At 67.0% G+C, this 15,846-nt stretch carries 13 protein-coding genes and 1 pseudogene; 8 read left to right on the forward strand and 6 right to left on the reverse strand.

What is annotated here, in order from left to right:
* The first annotated feature begins 38 nt into the window (after positions 1-38).
* Positions 39-1,562: a cryptochrome/photolyase family protein gene (locus tag GV832_RS03590; protein ID WP_168773443.1), complete on the forward strand. Its 1,524-nt coding sequence runs from the start codon at positions 39-41 to the stop codon at positions 1,560-1,562.
* A 140-nt stretch (positions 1,563-1,702) separates the two neighbouring features.
* On the opposite strand, the gene GV832_RS03595 is transcribed toward GV832_RS03590, so the two are convergent.
* A complete protein-coding gene (locus tag GV832_RS03595) occupies positions 1,703-2,398 on the reverse strand; it encodes a DUF599 domain-containing protein (RefSeq protein ID WP_168773444.1) in 696 nt (231 codons plus the stop codon).
* Between the two features lie 76 nt (positions 2,399-2,474).
* On the opposite strand from GV832_RS03595, the gene GV832_RS03600 reads away from it, so the two are divergent.
* The 6 genes from GV832_RS03600 to GV832_RS03625 all read left to right on the forward strand — a co-directional run bounded on the left by GV832_RS03600 (position 2,475) and on the right by GV832_RS03625 (position 9,156).
* The gene (locus tag GV832_RS03600; RefSeq protein WP_168773445.1) at positions 2,475-3,902 is read left to right on the forward strand and encodes an FAD-linked oxidase C-terminal domain-containing protein; all 1,428 of its coding nucleotides are present in this window, start codon (positions 2,475-2,477) and stop codon (positions 3,900-3,902) included.
* 62 nt (positions 3,903-3,964) lie between these two features.
* Positions 3,965-5,032 (forward strand): FAD-binding protein, encoded by a 1,068-nt coding sequence (locus GV832_RS03605; protein ID WP_168773446.1) that lies wholly within the window; start codon positions 3,965-3,967, stop codon positions 5,030-5,032.
* On the forward strand, positions 5,033-6,298 hold the full coding sequence (gene glcF / locus GV832_RS03610; protein ID WP_168773447.1) for a glycolate oxidase subunit GlcF: 1,266 nt from the start codon (positions 5,033-5,035) through the stop codon (positions 6,296-6,298). It abuts the gene before it with no gap.
* 65 nt (positions 6,299-6,363) lie between these two features.
* A complete protein-coding gene (locus GV832_RS03615) occupies positions 6,364-7,182 on the forward strand; it encodes a trypsin-like serine peptidase (protein WP_168773448.1) in 819 nt (272 codons plus the stop codon).
* A 117-nt stretch (positions 7,183-7,299) separates the two neighbouring features.
* A complete protein-coding gene (locus GV832_RS03620; RefSeq protein WP_168773449.1) occupies positions 7,300-7,764 on the forward strand; it encodes an Hsp20 family protein in 465 nt (154 codons plus the stop codon).
* A 153-nt stretch (positions 7,765-7,917) separates the two neighbouring features.
* Positions 7,918-9,156, forward strand: a complete 1,239-nt coding sequence (locus GV832_RS03625) for a trans-sulfuration enzyme family protein (protein ID WP_168773450.1) — start codon at positions 7,918-7,920, stop codon at positions 9,154-9,156.
* A gap of 127 nt (positions 9,157-9,283) precedes the next feature.
* Here the strand turns inward: GV832_RS03625 and GV832_RS03630 are convergent, their stop codons facing one another.
* Positions 9,284-9,796: a peptidoglycan-binding domain-containing protein gene (locus tag GV832_RS03630; protein ID WP_168773451.1), complete on the reverse strand. Its 513-nt coding sequence runs from the start codon at positions 9,794-9,796 to the stop codon at positions 9,284-9,286.
* 165 nt (positions 9,797-9,961) lie between these two features.
* Between GV832_RS03630 and GV832_RS03635 the strand changes: the two genes are divergently transcribed.
* Complete coding sequence (locus GV832_RS03635) at positions 9,962-11,905, forward strand: DUF3857 domain-containing transglutaminase family protein (protein ID WP_168773452.1); 1,944 nt, start codon at positions 9,962-9,964, stop codon at positions 11,903-11,905.
* A 46-nt stretch (positions 11,906-11,951) separates the two neighbouring features.
* Here GV832_RS03635 and GV832_RS03640 read toward each other — a convergent pair whose 3' ends face one another.
* The 4 genes and pseudogenes from GV832_RS03640 to GV832_RS03655 all read right to left on the reverse strand — a co-directional run.
* Positions 11,952-13,430, reverse strand: a complete 1,479-nt coding sequence (locus GV832_RS03640) for an NAD-dependent succinate-semialdehyde dehydrogenase (protein WP_168773453.1) — start codon at positions 13,428-13,430, stop codon at positions 11,952-11,954.
* Positions 13,431-13,611: 181 nt separating this feature from the next.
* Positions 13,612-14,790: a winged helix-turn-helix domain-containing protein gene (locus tag GV832_RS03645; RefSeq protein WP_168773454.1), complete on the reverse strand. Its 1,179-nt coding sequence runs from the start codon at positions 14,788-14,790 to the stop codon at positions 13,612-13,614.
* Positions 14,784-15,401, reverse strand: coding sequence for a TetR/AcrR family transcriptional regulator (locus GV832_RS03650; protein ID WP_168773455.1), 618 nt, complete (start codon positions 15,399-15,401; stop codon positions 14,784-14,786). The genes GV832_RS03645 and GV832_RS03650 overlap by 7 nt, the downstream gene beginning before the upstream one ends.
* Positions 15,402-15,741: 340 nt before the next feature.
* Positions 15,742-15,846, reverse strand: a pseudogene (locus GV832_RS03655) (IS5/IS1182 family transposase); the annotation flags it as partial.

Here is a 15,846-nt window from a genome sequence, read left to right on the forward strand (position 1 = left end):
CGTCTTGACGCGGGGCTCTCTGCGGCTAGGTGCGGGGGATGGAAAAAGCGCGGCTGATTGTCGTCTTCGGCGACCAACTCTCGGATGACCTTGCCTCTTTGCGTGGGGCGGTGCCGGGGCGGGATGTGGTGATGATGGCCGAGGTGGTCTCGGAGGCCACCCCCGTGCCGCATCATCCCCAAAAGATCGCCCTGGTCTTCGCTGCCATGCGCAAGTTCGCCGCAAGGCTGGAGCGGCGCGGGTTTCGGGTGCTTTACACCCGGCTGGATGACCCGGCCAACGCGGGCTCCTTGCCCGCCGAGGTCCTGCGGCGGATGGCGGAGACCGGGCTCGACCCCCTGGCCGTGCTGCCGGGCGACTGGCGCCTGCGTGCGGCCATGGCGGCCCTGCCGACTGAATGGCTGGAGGATGATCGTTTCCTCTGTGGCTCCGCCGACTTCGCGGCCTGGGCTTCGGACCGCAAGTCGCTGCGGATGGAATGGTTCTACCGCGAGATGCGGCGCAAGACCGGGCTTTTGATGGAGGCGGGAAAGCCTGCGGGCGGCGCATGGAACTATGACCACGACAACCGCAATGCCGCCAAGCGCGACCTCTTGCGGCCTGCGCCCCTGCGCTTCCCCCCGGATGAAGTGGTGGAAGAGGTGCTCGACCTCGTCGCGGCGCGCTTCGGGTCGCATTTCGGCAAGCTTGGGCCCTTTGCCTGGCCCACGGATCGGGACCAGGCGCTTGAAGCCATGGCGCATTTCATGGCCCATTCCCTGCCGCGCTTCGGCTTCGAACAGGATGCCATGCTGGCAGGCGAGCCCTTCCTGTCGCATTCGCTTTTGTCGCCCTGCCTGAACCTTGGGCTCCTCTCGCCCTTGGAGGTCTGCCGGGCCGCAGAGGCCGAGTTCCAGGCCGGTCGCGCGCCGATTGCCTCTGTCGAGGGCTTCATCCGCCAGATCATCGGCTGGCGGGAATATGTGCGCGGCATCTGGGCCTTGAAGGGGCCGGACTACCTGGCCTCGAACGCGCTGGGCCATGACGCGCCCCTGCCGCCGGTCTATTGGGGTGGTCCGACGAAGATGGCCTGCATGAAAGATGCCGTTGGCCAGACCCGCGACCTGGCCTATGCCCATCACATCCAGCGGCTGATGGTGACGGGGAACTTCGCTTTGCTGGCCGGGGTGGACCCCGAGGCGGTCCACCGCTGGTACCTGGCCGTCTATATCGACGCTTTCGAATGGGTCGAGGCGCCGAACACCCTGGGCATGAGCCAGTTCGCCGATGGCGGCCTTTTGGGCTCGAAACCCTATGTTGCCTCGGGCGCCTATATCGACCGGATGTCGGATTACTGCGGTGGCTGCCACTACAAGGTCAAAGAGAAGGTCGGCGTGACGGCCTGTCCCTTCAACCTGCTCTACTGGGAATTCCTGGACCGCCATCGGGACCGTTTCCAGGGCAATCCGCGCATGGCGCAGATGTACCGGACCTGGGACAAGATGGACGAGGCCCATTGTGGCCGCGTGCTGATCGAGGGGCGGGCGCTGCGGGCGCGGATCGCGGCGGGTGAGGTCGTCTGAAGCGGGGGGCGGAGTTGGGGGGCTCCCGCCCCCCAAACCCCCTGGCTGGAGGGGGGCTGGCCCCCCTCCAGACCTCCCCGTGGGAGTTTGTGAACAAAGTATAATGGGGCGGGAGGCGGTTTTTGGGGGGGAGCGCAGGTTTACAGCTTCTCCAGCATCACCTGGCGCGAATGGCTGGCGAATTCGCGGCGCAGCATGACGCCGGTGGTGAAGAGCGTGGCCGCGATCAGCGCCTCGGGGCCGAGAAGCCAGGCCAGGGCCGCGAGCGCGAAGTAGACGCCGTTGAGCCCCCGGTTGAAGCCCTTGGCAGCGGTGATGTTGATCTCGGCGGTTTGCAGGGCGCGGGGCAGGGCATGGGGATGGGTGTGGTCGTTGGGCACCGCCGCCATCATGATCGCGCAATAGCCGAAGAGCCTGTGGCTCCACATGAATTTCAAGAGCGAATTGGCCATCAACCCCACGACCACGATCAGCTTGACCCGGATCTGGCTGGGGTCGAGGCCGATGGTCAGGTCGCGCGCCAGGCCCTGCAGCGTGGCCGCATTGCCGATCATGGCGACGCCGCCACCTATGGCGATCATCGAACCCGAGACGAAGAAGGCCGTCCCCTGCCGCAGGCTGTCGATCAGCGAGATGTCAAAGATGCGGGGGGCGCGGGTCAGGAACTCGACCATGCCCTTGCGGCGGTAGTCCTTCATCAGGTGGCTGACCGAAGGGCGCCAGGCGGGCGGATGCTCGGCCAGGAAACCGGTGCCGAGCCAGCACAGGATCAGGAGGACGAAGCCCAATGTGTCGAGGGCGGTGAAGGTGGCGGAGAAGTGGGACAGCAGGTTCATGCCCGCCACGATAGGGCGGGGAAGGCGGCTTGTCATGGGGGTAAGCGCGGCTTAGCCTGTCGGATGGAGGTGGTTCATGGACATGCCAAAGCCGGACCTTGCGGTCCTTTCGGCCAAGACGCGGATCGTGGCACGGCTCTCCGGGATCGTCGCTGCCGATGGGGTGATTTCCGACGCCGAAGGCTTGAGGGTCTATGAATGCGACGCCTTGTCGGCCTATCGCTGCCCGCCCCTGGCCGTGGTGCTGCCAAGGACGACCGAGGAAGTCTCGGAGGTCTTGCGCGCCTGTTCCGAGATGGGCGTCAAGGTCGTGCCCCGGGGGGCCGGGACCTCGCTGGCGGGGGGGAGCCTGCCCACGGAGGATTGCGTCGTCCTGGGGGTTGCCCGGATGAACCGCGTGCTGGAGGTGGATTACGAGAACCGCTTCGTGCGGGTCGAGACTGGGCGGACCAACCTGGCGGTGACGGCGGCGCTGGACGGCTGGTTCTATGCGCCGGACCCTTCGTCCCAACTGGCTTGCGCGATTGCCGGGAACATCGCGATGAACTCGGGCGGGGCGCATTGCCTGAAATACGGGGTGACGGTGAACAACCTCCTGGGGGTGACCGCTGTCCTGATGTCGGGTGAGGTGGTGACCCTGGGCGGCCCCTGGTCGGATGCCGGGGGCCTCGATCTCCTGGGGGTGATCTGCGGGTCGGAGGGGCAATTGGCCGTGGTGACCGAGGCCTGGCTGCGCATCCTGCCCAAGCCGGAAGGCGCGCTGCCCGTGATGCTGGGCTTTGGGGCGAACGAGGTGGCGGGGGCCTGCGTGGCCGATATCATCCGGGCGGGGATACTGCCGGTGGCGATCGAATTCATGGACCGCCCCTGTATCCGCGCTTGCGAGGCTTTCGCCCATGCGGGTTACCCGGACTGCGAGGCTTTGCTCATCATCGAGGTCGAGGGCTCGCCCGGCGAGATTGCCGAGCAGCTCTCCCGCATTCGCGAAATTGCGGAACGGCACGCGCCGGAGGTCTGGCGCGAGGCGGCCTCGGCCGAAGAAGCGGGGCGCATCTGGCTGGGGCGCAAGTCGGCCTTTGGCGCCATGGGCAACATCGCCGATTACATGTGCCTGGATGGGACGATTCCGGTCTCCTCGCTGCCTTACGTCCTGCGGCGGATCGGGGAGCTGACGGCGGAAGCCGGGCTCGCCGTGGCCAATGTATTCCACGCGGGCGATGGCAACCTTCATCCGCTGATCCTCTACAACGCCAATGAACCCGGCCAGCTCGAGGCCTGCGAGGCCCTGGGGGCGGAGATCCTGAAGCTCTGTGTCGAGGTGGGGGGATGCCTGACCGGAGAGCATGGCGTGGGCGTGGAGAAGCGCGACCTGATGGGGGTGCAGTTCTCGGAGGCGGATCTGGAGGTGCAGATGCGGGTCAAGGATGTCTTTGATCCGGGCTGGCTCTTGAACCCGGCCAAGGTGTTTCCCTTGGCGGCCAGCGAAGGGCGGCGTGCGGGTTGAAAGCGCTGGGGGACTTCACGTCCCCCAGACCCCCTGTGGGATATTTGGACCAGTGTGAAAGCATGAGACCTGAGAGCGAGGCCGAGGTTTGTGAGATTGTGCGGGGGGGCTCGGGCCAATCGGGGGCCCTGTCGCTGCGCGGTGGCGGCACGCGGGGCGTGCTGACCGGGGGGGAGGCGCTGGACCTCTCGGGGCTTGCGGGGGTGCGACTCTATGAGCCCGGCGCGCTGACGCTGGTGGCGGGGGCGGGGACCGCGCTGGCCGAGGTCGAGGCGCTTCTGGCGGGGGAGCGGCAGCGGTTGGCCTTTGAGCCTCCGGATTTGCGGGGGGTTCTGGGGCGGGAAGGGGTTTCGACGCTGGGGGGCGTGGTGGCGATGAATGCGGCGGGGCCTCGGCGGATGCAGGCGGGAGCGGCGCGGGATCACCTTTTGGGGGTGAGGTTCGTCGATGGGACTGGGGCGGTCGTGAAGTCGGGCGGGCGGGTCATGAAGAATGTCACGGGGCTGGACCTGGTGCGGCTTATGGCGGGGTCGCAGGGCACGCTTGGGGTTCTGACGGAGGTCGCTTTGAAGGTGCAGGCCATGCCCGAGGCCGTGGTGACCCTGGGCGGGCCGGAGCAGGGCGCCAAGGGGCTGGCCTGTTTGCGGCGCGCCTTGGGGTCGCCTTTCGACATCTCGGGGGCGGCGATGGGGGCTTTTGGCTCTTGGGTCCGGATCGAGGGCATGGCGGGCTCGGTTGCTTATCGGGCGGGGCGGTTGAAGGAGCTCTTGCCCGGCTGGGAAGAGGTCGAGGCGGATTGGGGTCTGGTGCGGGATGCTCCGGTGCGGGGGGCGGAGATCTGGCGGCTGTCGGTCGTGCCCTCCGAGGCTTGGGCGGTGGCGGAGGCTTTGCCGGGGGCGGACCTGTGCTTTGACTGGGCGGGGGGGCTCATTTGGGTGGGCTGTGAGGCGGGGACTGCGGTGCGGGAAGCCGTCAGGGGGCGGGGGCATGCCATGCTGCTGCGGGGCCCCAGTCTTCAAATCGGCGGTCGCGCCTGGGGCGAGGAGGCGCCCGGCGTGGCGCGGCTCATGGCGGGGGTGAAGGCCAAGTTCGACCCTCGGGGCGTCTTCAATCCCGGGGGGATGGTCTGAATGCAGACGTTTTTCACGCCCGATCAGCTGGCCGATCCCATCAATGCCAAGGCCAACAAGATCCTGCGGACCTGCGTGCATTGCGGGCTCTGCCAGGCGACCTGTCCGACCTTCCAGGTCCAGGGCGACGAGTTGGACAGCCCGCGCGGCCGCATCTACCTGATCAAGGAGATGCTGGAGAAGGGCCGTCCCGCCGATGCCCGCACCGTCAAGCACCTGGACCGCTGTTTGGGGTGTTTGTCCTGCACCTCGACCTGTCCTTCGGGGGTGGATTATGCCCATCTGATCGAACTGGGCCGCGCCCACGTCGAGGCGACTTACCGGCGGCCCCTGGGAGAGCGGCTCTTGCGCGGGATCCTTCTGCGGGTGCTGCCCTATCCGACGCGGTTCCGCCTGGCTTTGTTTGGCGCGGGGCTGGTGCGGCCCCTGGCCCGCTTCCTGCCGGGGCGGCTCAAGGGCATGGTGGCCTTGGCGCCGAGGCGGCTTCCGGCGCTTTCGCGGGCCGAGGACCCGCAGACCTATAGCGTGGCGGCGCCGAAGATGCGGGTCGCCCTGATGACGGGCTGTGCGCAAAAGGCGCTGGACCCCGAGATCAACGAGGCCACGATCCGGCTTTTGACGCGGCTGGGGGCAGAGGTCGTCATTCCGAAGAACATCGCCTGTTGCGGGGCTTTGCCGCTGCACATGGGGGCCGAGGGTCGCGCCAAGGCCCTGGCCGAGGCCCAGGTGCGGGCGGTGATGGCGGAACATGCGGCCAAGCCATTGGATGCGCTGGTCATCACCACCTCGGGCTGCGGGACGACGGTCAAGGATTATGGTCAGCTTCTGGGGACTGAGGCGGCCGCAAAGGTCGCGGGCCTGGCGCGGGATGTGTCCGAGGTCGTGGCCGCCCTGGGCCTGCCCCAGGGGAAGGGCGGCCTGCGGGTCGCCTATCACGCGGCCTGTTCGCTGCAACATGGGCAGAAGATCAAGACCCTGCCGAAGGAGCTTCTGCAAAAGGCGGGCTTCGAGGTGGTGGAGCCCGTCGATGCGCATCTCTGCTGCGGGTCGGCCGGGACCTATAACCTGTTGCAGCCCGAGATCTCGGCCGAGTTGCGGCGGCGCAAGGTCGAGACGCTGATGGCCAAGGCGCCTCAGGTCATCGCGGCGGGGAACCTCGGCTGCATGGTGCAGATCGGGCAGGGGGCGGGCGTGCCGGTGGTGCATACGGTCAGCCTCTTGGATTGGGCCACGGGCGGGCCTCTGCCCAAGGGGCTGGCCCCCTGAATACCCGACCCCTGCCGCAATTCCGCCGGGTTGAGCCGCTATCCCGGGACAAACCCGGAGGTCTCATGCGCGCCGCTGCCCTGTTTTGGAAAACCGCTTTTGCCATCGCCCTGGCGCTTCCCGCAGCCGCCGAGGCGCCCTTGGTGGCGCTGAACACGCTGAACGATAGCAAGGGCTGGGAGGCGGTGGGCAAGCTGGTCCTGGGCGACAGGGGCTTTTGCACCGGGGCGCTGATCGGGCCGCAACTGGTTCTGACGGCGGCGCATTGCCTCTTTGACAAGGAGACCGGGGCGCGGCTGAAACCCGAAGAGATCAAGTTCCTGGCGGGCTGGCAGAATGGCCGCGCCGAGGCCTATCGCGGCGTCCGCCAGGCCGTGGCCCATCCGGACTATGCCTATGGCGGCGAGGATGCGCTGGACCGTGTCGCCGATGACATCGCCCTGATCGAGTTGGATCAGCCGATCCTTCTGCCCGGGGTCAAGCCCTTTGCCGTGGGCCGCGCGCCCGGGGCAGGCGAGAGGGTGGGCGTCGTCTCTTACGCGCAGGAGCGGGCCGAGACGCCCTCCTTGCAAGAGGATTGCTCGGTCGTCGACCGGCAAGAGGGCATCCTGGTCATGACCTGCGATGTCGATTTCGGCTCCTCGGGGGCGCCGGTCTTCCGCATCGGGCCCGAGGGGGTCGAGATTGTCTCGGTCGTCTCGGCCAAGGCCGACTTGCAGGGGCAGAAGGTGGCGCTGGGCTCAGGCCTGGAGATCCCGCTGAAAGCTCTGACCAAGGCGTTGAAGCAGGCCGATCACCGGCCGGGCAATGTGCAGGTCCTGTCGGGCGGCCAGGCGAGCGGCTCGGCCAAATTCGTGAAGCCTCCGGCGACCGAGGCGCCCTGAGGGTCTTGAAACGCCGCTGCGCGCTTCCCAGATTGAGCGTATCGGATGCCCGGATGGGGTCCGGTTCACCGCCCGTCCCAAGGGGGAGGGCCTTTCGTATCGCTCGATGAGGATGCCATGCAAGCTTTTGATTTCTCTCCGCTCTACCGTGCCGCCGTGGGGTTTGACCGGATGGCCGACCTGATGGACCGGGTCGCCGCCGATGTGGCGCAGCCGACCTATCCGCCCTACAACATCGAAAAGACCGCCGAGGATGCCTATCGCATCTCGATCGCCGTGGCTGGGTTCTCGCCCGATGAGCTGACGGTCGAGGTGAAGGAGGGCGGGCTTTACGTCAGCGCCAAGCGCGCGCCCGAGACCGCGCCCCGGACCTATCTGCATCGCGGCATCGCGACCCGCGCCTTCGAGCGCCGCTTTGCGCTGGCCGATCATGTGAAGGTTGCCGGTGCGGTGCATGAGAATGGCATGCTGCATATCGACCTGATCCGCGAAACGCCCGAGGCCTTGAAGCCGCGCCGGATCGAGATCGGGGTGACAGCGCCGAAAGCGCTGGAGAAGAAGCCTGAGGCTCTGCACGCCTGAGGGCGGGATGGCGGAACGCTTGGGGGACTTCACGTCCCCCAAACCCCCTGTGGAGATATTTGAACCAAGTTGAAAGGGGCGCCGCTGGGTGCCCCTTTTGGCTTGCGTGGGTTTGCGCGGCAGAGGAAAAGCGGGGGAAACAAGGGGGGTGCCATGGAGTTGACCAGTCAGCCACTGCCGGGCGTGGCGCATGAGGATGTGCCGATGCGCCCGGCCACGCGGGCCCTGGACGGGGGGCTGCGGCCCGATCCCGTCACGGGGGCGATTGCGCCGAACCTGGTGGCTTCGGTCAACAATGTCTTCGTGCCCGGGGCGGCGGGGTTTTCGGCCGAGGGCGCCGACCTGACCGATCTGCCCTATCTTTACGCTCGCTGGACCAATCCCACCGTGCGGGCCCTGGAGGCGCGGCTGGCCTCGCTGGAGGGGGGCGAGGAGGCGCTTTGCACCGCGACCGGGGTGGCAGCGATTGCGGCGGTCTTCTTCGGGCTCTTGAAGGCCGGGGATCACCTGGTGGTCTCGGAGGTCTGCTATGCCGGGGCCTTCGAGCTTGCGACTCGGATCCTGCCGGATTTCGGGATCTCGGTTTCGGCGGTGGACCTCTCCGACCTCGAGGCGGTGCGGGCGGCGATACGGCCTGAAACCCGGCTCATCCATGCCGAGAGCCCCTGCAACCCGATCCTGCGGTTGACGGATCTGCGGGGGCTTTCCGAGATCGCCCATGCGGCGGGCGTCCTGGTTTCGGTGGATTCGACGCTGGCGACACCTGTGATCACGCGTCCCCTGGAGCATGGGGTGGATTTGGTCATTCATTCGCTGACCAAGTTCATGAATGGCCATGGCGATGCCCTGGGCGGCGCGGTCATCGGGGGGAAGGCGCTCATCGCGCGGTTGCGGTCGCGGTCGGGGGTTTACCTCGGGGCGACCCTGTCGGCGCAGAATGCCTGGGCGATCCTTCGGGGGATCGACACTCTGTTCCCCCGGCTGCGGACGTCCTGCGCAAATGCTGCGGTCTTGGCCGGGTTCCTGGCCTCGCATCCCAAGGTGACCAAGGTGACCTGGCCCGGGGCCGAGGATCACCCGCAACGCGCGCTTGCGCTTCGGCAGATGGACCTGGGCGGGGGGATGATCACCTTCCAGGTCGCGGAGCCTCATGCCATGGCGCGGGCCATGGCCGAGCGGCTGCGGGTCATCCATTACGCCTTTTCGCTGGGTCATCAGCGGTCGATCTGCGTGCTGATCCCGACGGCGGAAATCCAGGCCTCGACCTTTCGGATGGAGGGGGCGGCGCTTGAACGCTATCGGACCTGGGCGGGGGAGGGGGTCTTCCGGCTCTCGGTCGGGCTGGAGGATCCTGCGGACCTGGTCGAGGACCTGGCAAGGGCCCTCGGATAGGGGCCCTGGGATAGGGGCCTTGGGATAGGGAAAACCCGGAGGCGGGGGGACGCCGCCTCCGGGGATACTCGCACGGAAAAGGGTTGTGTCGAAAGACTGCTCGAGGCTTCTGCGCCTTCTGGGTAATTCAGTAGATCAGGCCGTCGAAGATCCCATAGGCGCCGCCACGGGTGTTCAGGTCGGCGAGGCGGCCCTGGGATTGCGCATAGGCGGTGACGGCCTGGTAGGTGCCCGGCCCGAAGGCGCCGTCGATGCCGCCGCGGTAATAGCCATAGTTGGCCAGGGTCGACTGGATGCGCAGGCGCTCATTCCGGGAATAGGAGTTGAAGGCCTGGGCGGCGGCCGTCGAATAGACCGAAGGGGCGGGCTGGTAGACGGGGGGCTGCTGGTAAACCGGCGGCTGGTAGACCGGAGGCTGATAGACGGGCGGCTGGTAGACGGGCTGCGGTTGCGGTTGCGGCCTCGCATGGGCCTGGCGGTTCATGTCCTTGATGATCGCCCCCGCGATGATCGCGGCGAGGACGCCCTTGGTGAAGTTCTGTTCGTTCTTGCCCCAGGCCATCGCCGGGGCGGGGAGGGCCAGTGCCGCGATCAGGGCGGCAGTGAGGGCCTTGGACTTGAGGGAGAGAAGAGGCAGCATCTCTGGTTCCTTTCTGCGGCGGGTTTGTCGCCGTCGGGTAAGCCAGAGATGGGGCAGGGGCCGAAGTTAGACAAAAACGCGGGCTTGATAGGCGATAACACGCGCCCCCAACCCGGTCTTGAAAATCGGCTTGCCCTTGCTAAGCTTCGGAAAAACGGAGTTTCCATGACCTTCCGCTGTTTCGCGCGCCTTGTGCTTGTTGTCGTCTGTGTTCTGGGCTCCGTGGCGCGGGCCGAGGGCGTCCTCAGGGGAGAGGCGCCGGACTGGGCCGTTTTCCTGCCCCTTCCCGAGAAGGTGACGCGCCAGCCGGGTGACCAGGGCGGCGTGCACAACGTGATGGTCGATGTCCAGGTCGTCTTGGAGGGAGGGGAGGAGGTCTACTTCCAACGCTTCGTCAGGGCGGCGGTGACCCGGGCCGGGGTCGAAGGCGCGGCGAGCTTTCAACTGGACTTCGACCCGGGGTCAGAGACCGTGACGCTGGTGGCCCTGCGGCGCTGGCGGGGCGGGCAGGCGCTTGACCTCGCCGACCGGGTGCGGCCCGAGGTGATCCGGCGCGAGACCGGGCTCGAGGTCGGAATCCTCGACGGGTCGCTGACGGCGGTCTACCAGGTGCCCGATGTCAAGGTCGGCGACCTGGTCGAATTCGCCTGGGTCACCCGTCGCCGTCCCTATATCGCGGACCTGCCCCTGGCGTTTTCGATGCCGTTGCAGACCGACTTGCCCATGGACCTCGTGCATTTCGGCTTTCACTGGCCGGCGGGGCGGGCGCTGCATGCCGATCCGGTTCCGGACTTGGCCGGCCTGACCGCGACCGAGGGCCCCGGCTGGCAGGGCGCGCGCCTTCTGGAGTGGACCCTGCGCGGCGATCAGGGCGTCGAACTGGAAGAGATGACCGCGATGGAGGCCGATCCCTATGCCACGGTGCGCCTGTCGGAGGCGGCGGATTGGGGGCCGGTCGTGGCCGCGCTTGCGCCGCATTACCGGGCCGATTACCCCCTGCCGCCCGATTGGCAGGCCAGGCTCACCGAGATCGCCAAGGCCCATCCCGCGCCCGAGGACCAGGCCCTGGCCGTCCTGCGGCTCGTGCAGGACGACATCCGCTATGTCTCCTTGTCGATGGGCGCCGGGGGCTACCTGGCGCGCAAGCCCGCCGAGGTGGTCGAAACCGGATATGGCGATTGCAAGGACAAGGCGCTTCTGACCCGTCAGAGCCTCGCTTTCCTCGGCATCGCCTCGGATGTCGCACTGACCGACCTGGACGAGGGGCGCGGGCTGCCGCTCCAGCCGCGTGCGCTTTGGGTCTTTGACCATGCGATCCTGCGGATTTCCCTGGGCGGCAAGACCTGGTGGGTCGATCCGACGCAAAGCCTCCAGGGCGGGAGCCTGGCGACCCAGGCCGTTCCCGAAGTGGCCTTTGCCCTGCCCTTGACCGGCCCCGGCCAGAAGGTGCTGGAGCCCGTGCCCTATGACCCAAAGACCCAGGCTTGGGTCGAGGTGGACGAATCCTTCGAGGTCAACGACCTGGGCATGTTCCTTGTGGTTCAGACGCGCTATGGCGGGCGCAAGGGCGACGATGAGCGCGCAAGCCTCGCGACCGCCAGCGAAGAGGATGCCCAGACGGAGCTCCTGTCCTGGTATCTGGACACATTCGACGGGATGGAGCCGGTCGGAAAGCTCTTGGTGACCGACGACCGGGAGGCCGGCGTGGTGACCAAACTGGCCATGGCACGGATGACGGCGGCGGCGGTCGAGGCCTCGGGCGTGTTGAGCGACATGCGCTTCGAAACCGGAGAGCTGTTCGGCGACCTGACGCTGCCCCTGCCCGCGCCGCGCCGCTGGGCGCTGGGACTGGGCGGGCCGCTGTCGCTGCGCCAGACCACCCGGGTCGCGGTTCAGGACCAAACCCTGAACCCGCCCGAGGGGTTCAGCCTCTATTCCAGGGCTTTCGACTACAGTTTCTCCAGCTACCAGGACCACGGCGACCTGGTCCTGGACTGGTCCTACCTGCGCCACCCCGGCCCGATCCCCGCCGATCAGGTCGAGGCCCTGGCCCCGCAGATCCGCAAGCTGCGCGATTCGACGACTTACAGTTGGGACCTGCGGGAATGAATTGGCCCCCCGCCAGGGCGGGGGGCCATCTGGTCCGGCTTGGCGCTCAGACCGAGAGGCAGATGTATTTCATCTCGAGGTAATCCTCGATCCCGTGGTGGGAGCCTTCGCGGCCCAGGCCCGATTGCTTGACGCCGCCAAAGGGGGCGACTTCGGTCGAGATCAGACCCGTATTCACGCCGACCATGCCATATTCCAGCTGCTCCTGGACGCGGGTGATGCGGCCGATGTCGCGGGAGTAGAAATAGGAGGCCAGGCCGAAGATCGTGTCATTGGCCAGAGCGATGATTTCCTCTTCGGTGTCGAATTTGAAGAGGGGGGCGAGGGGGCCGAAGGTCTCCTCGGTCGCGACCTTGGCGGTCGGCAGGACGCCGGTCACCACGGTGGGCTCGAAGAAGGTGCCGCCGAGCGCGTGGCGCTTGCCGCCGGTGACGATCTTGCCACCCGAGGCCAGGACGTCGGCGATATGCTCTTCGACCTTGGCGACGGCGTCTTCGTTGATCAGCGGGCCAGTGGTGGTGCCCGCCTTCAGCCCGTCGCCGATAGAGAGCTTGTTGACCGCGGCCGCCAGCTTCTCGGCGAAGGCGTCATAGACCCCGGCCTGGACATAGATCCGGTTGGCGCAGACGCAGGTCTGGCCGTTGTTGCGGAACTTCGAGATCATCGCGCCTTCGACGGCTTTGTCCAGGTCGGCGTCGTCGAAGACGATGAAGGGGGCGTTGCCGCCGAGTTCCATCGAGCATTTCAGGACCTGGTCGGCGGCCTGGCGCAGGAGGATGCGGCCGACCTCGGTGGAGCCGGTGAAGGTCAGTTTGCGGACCTTCGGGTTCTCGCAGAATTCCTTGCCGATGTCGGAGGAGCGCGACGAGGTGATGACGGAGAAGACGCCAGCGGGGACGCCGGCGCGCTCGGCCAGGACGGCGAGAGCGATGGCCGAAAGCGGCGTCTCGGCGGCAGGGCGGGCGACGAAGCCGCAGCCGGCGGCCAAGGCGGGGGCCGCCTTGCGGGCGATCATCGCGTTGGGGAAATTCCAGGGCGTGATCGAGCAGGCCACGCCGATGGGCTGCTTGATCACCGTGATGCGCTTGTCGCGCTGATGGCCGGGGATGGTCTCGCCATAGATGCGCTTGGCCTCTTCGGCGAACCATTCGATATAGGAGGCGCCGTAAGCGCATTCGCCCTTGGCCTCGGCATGGGGTTTGCCCTGTTCAGCGGTCAGGATGGTGCCGAGGTCGTCGAGGTTCTCCATGCAGAGGTCGAACCACTTGCGCAGCACGGCGGCGCGCTCCTTGCCGGTGTGCTGGGCCCATCCGTGGCGGGCCTTGTCGGCGGCCGCGATGGCGCGGGCGGCGTCGGCGCGGGTCAGGTCGGGGACATGGGCGATGACATCGCCGCGCGCCGGGTTGGTGACGGCGAAGGTCTTGCCGTCGGCAGCCTCGATCCATTGGCCCGCGACATAGGCCTTGTTCGGCAGAAGCGTCGGATCCTTGAGCAGGGCGCGCAGGTCGGTGACTTGGTCGAGCATAGGGGCCTCCTGTGGGTTGCATTTGCTTTGCCGCAGGGGCGAAGGTTTGTCCAATTCGGCTTGGCGGTTGGACTTATGCTTTGGGGTTATTTGGCCTTAGGGCGGCCTTGGGCGGACCCCTTGGAGGGGCTGTCTGCCCCTCCAAACCTCCCCGAGAGATATTTGAGCCAAGTTGAAAACATTAGCGGAGCCAGTCGTCTTCGCGGGTCACAAGGGAGAGGCCCGCGAATTGGGCGAGGCGGGCGAGTTCGGCGTCGAGCTTGGCCTGGCGGGCCTTGGTGAAGGTGATGCCCGGTTCGGGCCAGAGGGCGCGGAGGTGCAGGGCGTCCTGGTCCCTTCGCGCTTTGGCGTCGAGGCGGGCGATGAGGCGGTCTCCTTCCAGGACGGGGAAGACGTAATAGCCGTATTGGCGCTTGGGTTCGGGGACGAAGACCTCGATCCGGTAGCGGAAGCCAAAGAGGAACTCCGCGCGGTCGCGGTCGCGGAGCGCGGGGTCGAAGGGGGAGAGGATGCGCAGGCGCGAAGGGGGCTCGGGCGGGGCCGCGGTCAGGGTCTCGGGGCGGGTGAGGGTCTTTTTCGTGGTCCCATCGGCGCCCTGGAGGAGGGTCTGGGTGACCTCGCCGCGCTTTAGCGCTGCATCGGCCCAGGCCTTGGCCTCGACGGGGGTGATGATGTGCCAATAGGCGCGCAGTTCGGAAGGGTCGGCGAAGGTGAGGCGGTCCAGGGCGGAGTTGCAGGCCCAGTCGATCATCTCGGCGCGTGTGCCGGAGGGGTGGCGGTGGGCTTCGGGGATCACGCGCTCGGTCAGGTCATAGACCTTGCGGAAGGCCTCGCGGCGGGTGATGGCCAGCGCGCCGGTCCGCCAGAGCCATTCCAGCGCGGTCTTCGAGGGCTTCCAGTCCCACCAGCCGCCTTGGCCCGAGTCCTCATCCTGGCCGACATCCGAGACGGTCAGGGGCCCCTCGTCGCGGATGCGCTGCAGGATGGTCTGGAACTGCTCCTCGTAGCCGGGGCGGAACCAGGAGGCCCATTTCGTTGCCAGCCGCGCCTCGGCCTCTTGGTAGCGGTGGTGCCAATGCGGGTGGAATTCGGTCGGGATGATCGAGGCGTCATGGGTCCAGTGTTCGAAGAGCTGGCGCCCAGCCAGGAGCTTGTCCAGCGTCTCGGGGCGGTAAGCGTTGCGGCGCGACCAGAGGATCATGTGATGGGCGCGGGCGACGGTGTTGATGCTGTCGACCTGGACGAAGCCGATGCGGTGGATCAGCGCGCCGATGTCTTGCGGTTTGGCGGGGAGGGTCGGGGCCTCGGCCAGGGCATGGGAGGCCAGGAAGAGGCGGCGGGCCTGGGGGTTGGTCAGCATGGGTGGCGGGCCTGGAAGGCGGAGAGTTCGGCCGGGGTTGGCGATTGGCCGCAGAAGATCAGGACGTAATCGGGGATGCGGGAGAGGCGCTGGGAGAGGGATTCCTCGGTCCGCATGGCGATATAACCCACCTGGGTCAGGTAAAGCGCGCGGGCGCGGGTATCGGCCTCGTGGGCGGGGAAATGGTGGCGGAGGAAGAGGGCGGTGAGGGCCTGGGTCCGGGTCTCGTCGGTTGCGGCCAGGGTTGTGGCCAGGGCGGGATCGGTCAGGGCCCAGGTGCGGATGGCGAATTCGAGACGGCTATCAAAGAGGGCGGGCGTGATCCAGAGGTCGCAGATCGAGAGCATGGCCTCGGCGATGGTCTTTGCCGGGGCCTCGCAGCGGGCGACAAGCTGGGCGGTGTTGCGGCTTTCCCAGCGGGTGATGAGGCCGGCAAGCAGCGCCTCACGGTCGGGGAAGTGCCAGTAAAACGAGGTGCGGGAGAGGCCGAGTTTCGCGGCCAGCGGCATGACCTTGACCGCCTCGACGCCCCCCTCGACGAGGAGGTCATAGGCGGCATCCAGCCACAGCTCCGGCGTGCCCCGCCAGCCTTTGTCGGGTTTGGTGTCCATGCAGGGGAGAGTAGGGGGCTGGGGGGAGGGGGGCAAGGGGGGAGGGTTGATGTCGGATATGTTGTGCCGTTAGCCTTACGCGCCAGGACCACATTTGGAGGGCCGCATGCCGGACGAGATTTTTCATTACTGCTCGCCTCAGGTCTTTTTGTCTTTGATCCAAAGAAAGGAGCTTTGGCTGACCTCTTTGACCCAGTCGAATGATGGCTTGGAGGGAGACTGGATGCTGCGGGAATGGCTAAGTAGATTTGATCTGAAAAAAGGGAAGACTGAGCGCGATAGGCAAACGGGGGCCCGCTGGGCGGTAAGGATGGCGCTTAGGTTCAGGACTCATTGAGTTTCAGAGCCAGAAGATGACAGTTGCGGCGAGTGCGATGGCCGAGAGGTAGACCTTGGGACATCTGTCGTAGCGGGTTGCGATCCTGCGCCAGTCCTTGAGGCGGCC

The sequence above is a fragment of the Stagnihabitans tardus genome (genome assembly GCF_009925085.1).
Classification (GTDB): domain Bacteria; phylum Pseudomonadota; class Alphaproteobacteria; order Rhodobacterales; family Rhodobacteraceae; genus Stagnihabitans; species Stagnihabitans tardus.